Source organism: Caballeronia sp. GAWG2-1 (assembly GCF_023631405.1).
GTDB lineage: Bacteria > Pseudomonadota > Gammaproteobacteria > Burkholderiales > Burkholderiaceae > Caballeronia.
Genome location: NZ_JALQDD010000040.1, coordinates 91,778 through 101,591 on the forward strand (window position 1 = coordinate 91,778; position 9,814 = coordinate 101,591).

Sequence of the window (9,814 nt, forward strand, 5' to 3'; positions counted from 1 at the left end):
TATGAAAGTTCAGCAGATCAAGCAGAGCATCGGGCTACAAGGCCTGGAAGACTGGGGCACGGCAGGCCTTCCGGGCACACCGCAAGTCAGGGTTTCGGGCGTACAGCGCGTGATTCCGGGCAGCGAGAACATCGACACCGGCGTGTTCGAATGCACGCCGGGCACGTATCGTCGCTCGGTCAAGGAAGCGGAAGTCATGCACTTTCTTGCCGGAAGCGGACGCTTCACGCCCGATGGCGAAGACACCGTGCACTTCACGGGCGGCGACACGCTGTTTTTCGCGGCGAACACCGAAGGAACATGGGAAGTCGAGGAGACCATGCGCAAGGTCTACGTGATTTTCCAGTGAAGCGTTTCTTGAATTGCAGGGCATAACCTAAGGTCATGGAGCCTCCAACAATTGCGGCGTTGCTCCAGCGAATTTGACCCAATATATTTTTGCTCAGACCCGCGTCGTTCTTGCGCGATGACATGCTCATCCGCAGTGACGGCGCGACCTGCAAGACGTCCTTCGCTTCAACCTTGTCGAGGAAACGCCGTGATCAATATTGCAAGGTTCAGTTGTTCCCGTCTCACGCTTCGCCCGCTTGCCATGACTTTCGCGCTTGGCATGGCCCTGGGCGGCGCGGCACCGGCTTTTGCCGCGGGCAGCATCACTTTCGTGTCGCAAGGCGGCGCTTATCAGGAAGCGCAGACCAAGGCGATTCTCGATCCCGCTGCAAAAGAACTCGGCATCACGATCAAGCAGGACAGCATTCCGGATGCATGGCCGCAAGTCAAAGCGCAAGCCGCTACCGGCAAGCCGATCTGGGACGTGATCGATACCCCGACGTCGAACTGTCTGCGCGGCGGGCGCGAAGGCTTGCTGGAAAAGCTCGACTTCTCGAAGATCCCCAACGCGGCCGCGATGCCCGAGCAATACCGCACGCCCTATTCGGCGGCGTACGAGTTTTATTCGACCGTCATCGGCTACAACAAGAAAACGCTCAAGAAGGTGCCGCAAAGCTGGAAGGACTTCTGGGACGTGAAGGGTTTCCCCGGCACGCGCGCCTTGCGCAACGACCCGCAGACCGTGCTCGAAGCCGCTTTGCTCGCGGACGGCGTGGCGCGCGACAAGCTCTATCCGCTCGATGTCGATCGCGCGTTCAGGAAGCTCGAAGAGATCAAGCCGAACATCACGGTATGGTGGACCTCGGGCGGCCAGTCGGCGCAGTTGCTGCACGACGGCGAAGTCGACATGACGATGATCTGGAACGGCCGCGCGAGCGCCGTGCGCAAGGACGATCCGGACGTGGACTTCACCTTCAACGACGGCATCCTGCAGAACACGCAGTTGTGCATCCTGAAGAACGCGCCGAACCTCAACGATGCGGTGCGCTTCCTCAATACCGCGCTTTCGCCGGAATTGCAGGCGAACCTGCCGACGTATATCGATTACGGTCCGGGCAATCCGGCCGCGTTCAAGACCGGCAAGATCAGCGAGAAGCGCGCGTCCGAGCTGCCGAGTTCACCCGCCAATGCCGCGAAACAAGCGCTGATGCAGGAAGAATGGTGGGCATCGGACCCGGGCATTCAGGCCAAGGCGCGGTGGCTCAAGTTCATGCAGTGAGCGTGCAGCGCGCGCGTTCCGGCATGATCGATTATCTGATTCTCGGCGGCGGCTCGGCGGGCTGCGTGCTGGCCGCGCGCCTGTCGGAGGACGCAGGCAGGCACATATGCCTCGTCGAGGCGGGCCGCGACATCTCCGCGAGCACCATGCCGGACGCGGTTCGCAGCCGCTATCCCGGGCGCGCTTATCTCGATACGAACAACATCTGGCGGCAGTTGAAGGCCCGCATGAGCGCGCTCGCGCCCGTTCGACGTTATGAGCAAGCGCGCATTCTCGGCGGCGGTTCCGCGATCAACGCGCTGATGGCCAATCGCGGCGCGCCCGCCGATTACGACGAGTGGGACACGCTCGGGGCCGATGGCTGGAACTGGCAGAGCTGCCTGCCTTACTTCCGCAAGCTCGAAACCGATTGCGACTTCGCCGGCCCCTATCACGGCTCGGACGGACCGCTGCGCATTCAGCGTCCGAAGTGGGCGCGCATCTCGCCGTTCGTGCGCGCCGTGCTGGATACGCTTAGCAAGAGCGGCCATCCATTACATGACGATCAGAACGGGCCCTGGCAAGACGGCGCGTTTATCGGCTCGCTCTCGGTGAGCGCGGCGGGCGAACGTATTCCGACGTCCGTCTGTTATCTCGACGATGCCACGCGCAAACGCGTGAATCTATCGATCCGCACGGGTCTCGTCGTCGATCGCATTTTGTTCGATGGCAAACGCGCGATCGGTGCGCGCATCCTGCGGCCGGATGGCACGCACGAAGATGTGCACGCGCGGCGCGTGATCGTCTCGGCGGGCGCGATACACAGTCCCGCGTTGCTCATGCGCAGCGGCATCGGGCCGGCGCAAGCGTTGGCTGCGCTCGGCATCGAAGTATGCGCGGACCGGCCGGGCGTGGGCGGCAATCTGATGGAGCATCCGTCGATTGCGGTGTCCGCGTTTTTGCCGCGTTCGGCGCGCACGCCTTATCCCGATGAGCATCACGAGCAGGCGATCGTGCGCTTCTCATCGCATCTCGATGACACCGTGCCCGGCGACATGCACGGCGCGATTCTTTCGCGTTCCGGCTGGCATTCGGTGGGTTATCGGCTCGGCACGATCTTCTTCTGGGTCAACAAGTCGTATTCGCGCGGGCGGGTGACGTTGGCATCGGCGAATCCACTCGATGAACCGAAGGTCGATTTCGCCATGCTTTCCGATACGCGCGACCTCGAACGGCTCAAGCTTGCCTTGCGCTTCGGCGCGCAAACACTTAACGCGGCGTCGATGGATGCGCATCGCGATATCGTGTTTCCGTCGAGCTATTCGCCGCGCGTCGCAGCGGTCGCGGTGCCGGGAATGTGGAACGCGTTGCAGCGCGGCGCGTTGAGTGCGCTGCTGGATGTTGCGGGACCGTTGCGTGGATGGCTGATCCGACGCGTGGTGACGCAGGGCGTGAGCATCGCCGACTTGATGAACGATGACGAAGCGCTCACGCGGTTCGTGACGCGTTCGGTTGGCGGAACGTGGCATCCGTCGGGCACATGCCGCATGGGCGCTGAAAACGATCCGCTCGCCGTGACTGACGCGCGCGGCGCGGTGTATGGCGTCGATGGTCTTTATGTATGCGACGCCTCGCTGATGCCTTCGATACCCTGTGCCAATACGAATGTGCCGACGATCATGATGACCGAGCGCGTGGCGGATATGCTGCGGGCGGAGTCGAGCGCCAATCGCTTTGCGAGCGAGGTCGGAGTGGTGAATGGGTATGGGTCGAAGCGGATATCGTAGGGCGTGAGATTGGCGGTCGCGTCACGCGCGCTACGAATCGAGGCGCGTGCGCTTGACTACTCCCCAAACCCCACAATCCCCTTGACCTCCAAAAACGCCTCCAATCCCCACTCCCCATACTCGCGCCCATTCCCCGACTGCTTATATCCGCCAAATGGCGACCCCGCATCCCACGCCGGATAGTTCACATAAACGCTACCCGCGCGCATGCGTAGCGCCACCTTCCGCGCCCGCTCCTTATCCCCAGACTGCACGTAAGCCGCAAGCCCGAACGACGTATCGTTGGCAATCGCAATTGCTTCTTCGTCATCGCGATACGGCATGATCGCAAGCACCGGCCCGAAGATTTCCTCGCGCGCAATTGTCATCGACGGATCGACACCAGCGAACACCGTCGGCTTCACGTAGTAACCACGTTCCAACCCGTCCGGACGCCCCAAACCGCCAGCCACCAACTCCGCGCCTTCTTCGATGCCGATGCCAATCAACCGCTGCACGCGCGTGAACTGCACGTCGCTGACGACCGGGCCCATCGTCGTGCCGTCCGCATCGGCGGGGCCGACGCGCTGCTTCGAAGCCGCACGTCGCGCGATCTCCACGGCCTCTGCATGACGCGATGCAGGCACGAGCATGCGCGTGGGCGCATTGCACGACTGACCGCTATTGCCGAAGCACGAGTTCACGCCCGCCGTCACGGCCGCTTCCAGATCGACATCGTCAAGCAGGATGTTCGCCGACTTGCCGCCCAGCTCCTGATGCACGCGCTTCACGGTCGGCGCGGCCAGCTTCGCAATCTCGACTCCCGCGCGCGTCGAGCCAGTGAACGACACCATGTCCACATCCGGATGCGAAGACAGCGCCGCGCCCACGGTCGGACCGTCGCCATTGATGAGATTGAACACGCCCGGCGGCACGCCTGCCGCATCGAGAATCTCGGCAAACAAGAGCGCATTCAGCGGCGATACTTCGCTTGGCTTGAGCACCACCGTGCAACCTGCAGCGAGCGCGGGCGCGACCTTGCAGACGATCTGGTTGATCGGCCAGTTCCACGGCGTGATGAGCGCAGCGACGCCGACCGGTTCGTGGTTGATGAGCGTCGTGCCCTTCCTGCGTTGCCACTGAAAGCGCGCGACCGTGCGCAAGGTCTCTTCGATATGCCGCTTGCCGAGCGACGCCTGCCATGCATGCGATAACTTGGAAGGCGCGCCGATTTCACGCGTGATGACTTCGGCCATCTCGTCGTAACGCGCAAGGTACGCTTCGAGTATGCGTTCGAGCAACGCAACGCGCTCTGACACCGGTGTCCGCGAGTACGTTTCGAATGCACGCCGCGCGGCTGCAACCGCGCGATCGACATCGCGCGCATCGCCGAGTGCGATCTCTGCAAACGCTTCTTCCGTGCAGGGATCGATCACGGGCAGACGTCGCGTGCCGGCCGGTTCGACCCACGCGCCATCGATGTAGAACTGCAATGAGTGTGACATGCGTTGATCCGTTTCTATAAGCGTTAAGTGCGCGCCACCGCCGAGCGCCGGCTCACGACGACGATCATCACGAGGCACAACGTAATCGCCGTGAGCATGGTGCTGATGGCCGCGATGGTCGGATCGATCTCGTCGCGCAAGGTGACGAACATGCGGCGCGTGAGCGTCTGGTTGCTGCCGCCCGAAATGAACAGCGCGACGACGGTTTCATCGAGCGCCTGAATGAAGACGAACACCGCGCCCGAGATCACGCTCGCGCGAATCTGCGGCAGCGTCACCGCCATGAAACTGCGAAAGCGGTTCATGCCGAGACTGCGCGCGACCATTTCCTGCGTGCGGTCGAAGCTGCGCAGATCCGCGCCGACCGAGATGAGCACATAAGGCAGACCCAGCATGGTGTCCGCGATGATGAGCCCGCCCAGCGTATTCACGTATCCCGCTTGCGTGAACACGAAGAACACGCCCACCGCGACGATGATGATCGGTACCATCATCGGCAACATGAGGAGCGTGCGCAGATAGCGCATCGACCAGTGCGAGCCGTACTGAATGCCATAGGCCGCCGCAATACCGAGCGGCGTCGCTATCAATGCCGCGCATGTCGATGCGGCGAACGTCGTCTTGGCTGCGTCGATCCACGCGGGGTTGTCGAAGAACGCGTGATACCAGCGCAACGAATACGCGGGCGGCGGAAAGGTCAGAAAGCGCGCATCCGAAAACGACAGCGGCACGACGATCACCACCGGCACCATCAGGAACACGAGAATCAGCAGCACCGATGCGCCGAGTATGATCCGGCCGAGCGACAGTCTCTTCATTTCGCCCCCAGCGTTTTTTCGAGCGGAATGACGCGGCTCGCGAGCCAGAAGATTGCAAAGACACACAGCAACAGCACCACGCTCACCGAACTCGCCGCGCCCCAACTGTTGTAGATCTCCACATTACGGCTGACGATCATGGAGACCATCATCGACTTGCCGCCGCCCATGAGTTCCGGCGTGATGTAGAAGCCCAGGCACAGCACGAAGACGAGTGTCACGCCCGCGACCACGCCGCCCATCGAGAGCGGCAAGAACACGCGCATGAACACATGCAAGGGCGAACCGCCGAGACTCGCGCCCGCTTGCGACAGGTTCGGCGGAATCTTCTGCATCGCCGAATAGAGCGGCAGCACCATGAAAGGCAAGAGGATATGCACCATCGCGATGATCGTGCCGAACTGGTTATACGAAAGCTGCAAGGGCCGCTCGATCAGCCCCATGCCGAGCAGCGCCTTGTTGATGAGGCCCGTGCGCTGCAACAGCACGAGCCATGCGTAAGTGCGTACGAGCACGCTGGTCCAGAACGGCAGAATGACCATGCCGAGTATCAACGCGCTCCATCGCGGCGAAACCGATGCCGCGAAATATGCGACCGGATATCCCAGCAAAAGCGTCACGCCCGTCACGATGATGGACAGCTTGAACGTCAGCAGAAAGGTGTCGAGATAAGCGCCCGTGAAAACGCGCCGATAGTTCACGAGCGTGAACGCGCCTTCGTGATAAATGGACTGCCACGACAGCCACGCGAGCGGCACGACCAGCAGCACGATCACCACGAACAACGCGGGCGCCATGAGCAGCAGCATGGCGCGGTCTTCGCGTCGTTGATGGCGCACCGAGGGGTCGGTTGCGGCGGCATGCATCGGGGTTGCATCCTCTAGTATCCGTTTGGCTATCGTCATCATGCACCCACGGCGTCGAGAAACTGATACCACGCGGCGACGAGCCTCACGCCCGGCGCGCGCAGCGCATGAAAAGGCACCGGCCGCAAGCCGTCTTGCTCGAGCAGCGCGAGATCGGGCTTGTCGCCGAGGGCGAGCGCCGCTGCATGTTGCCCGACGAGGCTCGCCATGGAAATCCCCGCGCCGTTGTAGCCGAGGCAGAACGTGGTGGCGTCGTCGCTACGGCCGACATGCGGCAGCGCGTTGAAGGTCATGCCGACATAACCCGACCAGCGGTACTCGACCGGCACGCCGTTGAGTTGCGGGAACAGCGCGATCATCGCGCGTTGCAACGCATCGAAGCCGGTTGGCTCGCCTTCCTTGCCGAAGGCATCGCGTCCGCCGAAGAGCATGCGGCCATCCACCTTGCGAAACCACTTCATCATGCGGCGCGTTTCGGCGTAGCTGCGGCGATTGATCATCATCTGCGCGTCGAGGTCGGCGGGGAGTTTCGCGGTCGCGATCATCGCGCTGCGAAACGGCACGAGTTCGCGATGATAGGCGGCGGTGGCATCGGAAAGATTCGAATAAGCGTTGGTCGCGACGATCACCTGTTTCGCGCGCACCGTGCCGCCAGGCGCACGCAGGATCACGCGACGATCGTCCGCGCGCGTCATGTCGATCACCGGTGTCGATTCGAAGATCGGCACGCCGCGCGCAGTCAGACCGTCGGCAAGGCCGCGCACGTATTCCAGCGGCAAGATGGTGCCCGCGTCCGCGCTCAACACGCCGCCCACGAAACCACGCGAACCCGTCTCGTGTTCCACTTCGGCGCGCGACTGCACGCTCATGGTCGTGTCGCCGAGTGTCGTGCGAACCCACTCGGCTTCCGCCCGTATCGAGGCGAAAGCGCGCTCGGTATGGGCGCAACGCAGACTGCCCGTGTGCTCGAATTGCGCGGCCTGCAAACCGAATTCGTCGATGAGCGCTTCCACCGCGCGCACGCCCTCGTGCGCGAGCCGATGCATGCGCTTGGCCATAGCGACGCCATGCGCGCTCGCAATCGACGGAAACGACAGCCTGAATTTCGACGACACCACGCCGCCGTTGCGACCGCTTGCGCCCCATCCGACCGGATTCGCATCGAGCACGGCGCACTCCACGCCGCGCTTTTGCAAGGCATGGGCGGCCGTCAGCCCCGAATAGCCCGCACCGATGATCGCGACTTCCACATCGAGGTCGCGAGCCAAGGGCGCCGTGGCGGCAGCGGGGCCGGCCATCGCCCGCCAGAGCGAGTCGGGCGCGGGACGCGGCGTCGTCGGGGCGCGCATGATCAGGCGGCGGCGCGCAGTTCGGCCTCGACCGCATCGGCGAGCGCGCCGAGGGTCGCGAACTTGAACGTCGGCGTCGTCACGTTCTCCGGCACGGGCGTGGCGCCGAAGCCTTTCTGACCTTGACGGCGTTCAATCCAGCACGTCGCATAACCGAGCTTCGTCGCGACGCCGATGTCGTGATACTGGCTCTGCGCCGTATGCAGAATCTCGTCGAACTTGTAGCCGAACGCAGCCTGACGTCCACGGTTGTAAGCGAAGAATTGCGGGTCGGGCTTGGCGACACCGGTTTCGTCGCAGCAGACGGTATCGTCGAACGGATTGCCGAGCGTATGCGCATACGCCGACAGCGCGACGCGGTCCGCGTTGGTCATCGCGACGAGCCGGAAGTGCTTGCGCAGGCGCTTCAATGCGGCAACCGAATCTTCGAAGGCGGGCCATTCGAGCACGTCGCGCTGGAACGCGGCAGCCGATTGAGCGTCGTCGGGCAAACCGAGTTCCTTCGCCAGATGCAGGTAGACGTTGGCCATCTCATGGCTCGAACGCCCCGGATACTTCGCGCGGCCATCCATGTACGGCGTGAAGATCTGGTCATCGGTCAGGTCCTTTGCCTTCGGGCCGCCCAGACGCCGCACGGAATCGAGCACGCCTTTTTCGAAGTTGATCAGCGTGCCGACGACATCGAACGTCAGGACCTTGAAATCGGTGAGATTCATTGCATCATCCTTTTGCGGGTTGCGTATGAGTTGGCAACATGTGCCAGTCGAATCGCCCGTGCACAGGCGATGAAAAACCGTTCATGCGGGCACGACGATGGTGTCCGCGGGATCGAGCGCCACGATCATCTCGGCGCCCGGCTGGGGAATGCGGCGGCGCGCCTCGAAGCTGCCGGGCTGTCTCAGGCTGATGGCCGTGCCGTCTGCGAGCACCGCGAACACGCGCAGACTTTCGCCCTGATAAAGCACTTCGGTCACGCGACAGGAAAAGCGGTTGGCGTTTGCTTGCGCGTCGCCATGCGCGATGAAAAGCTTCTCCGTCTGCACCGCGAGCAAGAGCTTCTCACCGCGCGGCAACGGGTGCGCCGTGCGCAAGACCGTGTTGCCGAGACGCACGGCGTCGTCGCCCGCGCGGCTCACGTCGAGCAAGGTCGCCTCGCCGATGAAGCTCGCGACGAACGCATCGCAAGGACGGTCGTAGAGACGCTCGGGCGTGTCGATCTGCACGAGCTTGCCGTCTTTGAGCACGGCCACGCGGTCGCTCATGGTGAGCGCCTCGCGCTGATCGTGCGTCACGTTGACAATCGTCGCGCCAAGCCGCCGATGCAGCCGCCGCAGCTCGATCTGCATGGTCTCGCGCAATTGCTTGTCGAGCGCGGAGAGCGGCTCGTCCATCAGGATCAGTTGCGGCTCGAAGACCATCGCGCGGGCGAGCGCCACGCGTTGCTTCTGCCCGCCCGACAACTGGTCGATGCCGCGATTCTCGTAGCCCGCGAGTTCGACCATCGCCAGGGCATCGGCGACCTTCTTCGGCCAGGTGGATTTCGGCTCGCGTCGCGCACGCAGCGAGAACGCGACGTTCTCGCCCACCGTCATATGCGGAAAGAGCGCGTAGTTCTGGAACACGATGCCGATATCGCGCTTGTGCGGCGGCGCAAATGTAATGTCGCGCTCGCCGACCCAGACGCTTCCGGACGTTGGCTGCACGAAGCCGCCGAGAATGCCTAGCAGCGTGGTCTTGCCCGAACCCGACGGGCCGAGCAACGAGACGAATTCGCCCGGCGCGATGTCGAGAGAAACATCGTCGAGTGCGGCCAGCGCGCCGTAGCGCTTGGTTGCCGACCTGATCGATACGCCGGTTTTCGCTCGTGCATCCATGAGTGTCGTCTCGTGTCTTCGGGCTTGAGGATTAAGAAAAATATACGG

Annotated in this window: 9 protein-coding genes; 3 read left to right on the forward strand and 6 right to left on the reverse strand. The window is 63.0% G+C overall.

What is annotated here, in order from left to right; translation table 11 throughout:
• Nucleotide 1 precedes the first annotated feature (1 nt).
• From NCR98_RS27385 to NCR98_RS27395, 3 genes are all read left to right on the forward strand, one after another.
• Nucleotides 2-349: a cupin domain-containing protein gene (locus tag NCR98_RS27385; protein WP_250510718.1), complete on the forward strand. Its 348-nt coding sequence runs from the start codon at nucleotides 2-4 to the stop codon at nucleotides 347-349.
• 243 nt (nucleotides 350-592) lie between these two features.
• Nucleotides 593-1,609, forward strand: a complete 1,017-nt coding sequence (locus NCR98_RS27390; RefSeq protein ID WP_244830130.1) for an ABC transporter substrate-binding protein — start codon at nucleotides 593-595, stop codon at nucleotides 1,607-1,609.
• Nucleotides 1,610-1,632: 23 nt separating this feature from the next.
• Nucleotides 1,633-3,375 carry a GMC family oxidoreductase gene (locus tag NCR98_RS27395; RefSeq protein WP_250528109.1) on the forward strand — a complete coding sequence of 581 codons (1,743 nt, stop codon included), beginning with the start codon at nucleotides 1,633-1,635 and terminating at the stop codon, nucleotides 3,373-3,375.
• Between the two features lie 56 nt (nucleotides 3,376-3,431).
• Here the strand turns inward: NCR98_RS27395 and NCR98_RS27400 are convergent, their stop codons facing one another.
• The 6 genes from NCR98_RS27400 to NCR98_RS27425 form a co-directional block, all read right to left on the reverse strand.
• Nucleotides 3,432-4,859, reverse strand: a complete 1,428-nt coding sequence (locus tag NCR98_RS27400; protein ID WP_250527916.1) for an aldehyde dehydrogenase family protein — start codon at nucleotides 4,857-4,859, stop codon at nucleotides 3,432-3,434.
• Between the two features lie 23 nt (nucleotides 4,860-4,882).
• Nucleotides 4,883-5,677, reverse strand: a complete 795-nt coding sequence (locus tag NCR98_RS27405) for an ABC transporter permease (RefSeq protein WP_250468432.1) — start codon at nucleotides 5,675-5,677, stop codon at nucleotides 4,883-4,885.
• The gene (locus NCR98_RS27410; RefSeq protein ID WP_370652234.1) at nucleotides 5,674-6,543 is read right to left on the reverse strand and encodes an ABC transporter permease; all 870 of its coding nucleotides are present in this window, start codon (nucleotides 6,541-6,543) and stop codon (nucleotides 5,674-5,676) included. The genes NCR98_RS27405 and NCR98_RS27410 overlap by 4 nt, the downstream gene beginning before the upstream one ends.
• Before the next feature lie 38 nt (nucleotides 6,544-6,581).
• On the reverse strand, nucleotides 6,582-7,892 hold the full coding sequence (locus tag NCR98_RS27415; RefSeq protein ID WP_250527917.1) for an NAD(P)/FAD-dependent oxidoreductase: 1,311 nt from the start codon (nucleotides 7,890-7,892) through the stop codon (nucleotides 6,582-6,584).
• Between the two features lie 2 nt (nucleotides 7,893-7,894).
• Nucleotides 7,895-8,608 carry an HAD-IA family hydrolase gene (locus NCR98_RS27420; protein WP_250468434.1) on the reverse strand — a complete coding sequence of 238 codons (714 nt, stop codon included), beginning with the start codon at nucleotides 8,606-8,608 and terminating at the stop codon, nucleotides 7,895-7,897.
• Between the two features lie 81 nt (nucleotides 8,609-8,689).
• Complete coding sequence (locus tag NCR98_RS27425; RefSeq protein WP_250468435.1) at nucleotides 8,690-9,766, reverse strand: ABC transporter ATP-binding protein; 1,077 nt, start codon at nucleotides 9,764-9,766, stop codon at nucleotides 8,690-8,692.
• Between the last annotated feature and the right edge of the window lie 48 nt (nucleotides 9,767-9,814).

Coding starts and splice junctions, on each gene's coding strand:
- NCR98_RS27425 (WP_250468435.1), bottom strand. CDS start 9,766: ATGGATGCACGAGCGAAAACCGGCGTATCGATCAGGTCGGCAACCAAG.
- NCR98_RS27405 (WP_250468432.1), bottom strand. CDS start 5,677: ATGAAGAGACTGTCGCTCGGCCGGATCATACTCGGCGCATCGGTGCTG.
- NCR98_RS27415 (WP_250527917.1), bottom strand. CDS start 7,892: ATGCGCGCCCCGACGACGCCGCGTCCCGCGCCCGACTCGCTCTGGCGG.
- NCR98_RS27395 (WP_250528109.1), top strand. CDS start 1,633: ATGATCGATTATCTGATTCTCGGCGGCGGCTCGGCGGGCTGCGTGCTG.
- NCR98_RS27410 (WP_370652234.1), bottom strand. CDS start 6,543: ATGCATGCCGCCGCAACCGACCCCTCGGTGCGCCATCAACGACGCGAA.
- NCR98_RS27420 (WP_250468434.1), bottom strand. CDS start 8,608: ATGAATCTCACCGATTTCAAGGTCCTGACGTTCGATGTCGTCGGCACG.
- NCR98_RS27390 (WP_244830130.1), top strand. CDS start 593: ATGACTTTCGCGCTTGGCATGGCCCTGGGCGGCGCGGCACCGGCTTTT.
- NCR98_RS27400 (WP_250527916.1), bottom strand. CDS start 4,859: ATGTCACACTCATTGCAGTTCTACATCGATGGCGCGTGGGTCGAACCG.
- NCR98_RS27385 (WP_250510718.1), top strand. CDS start 2: ATGAAAGTTCAGCAGATCAAGCAGAGCATCGGGCTACAAGGCCTGGAA.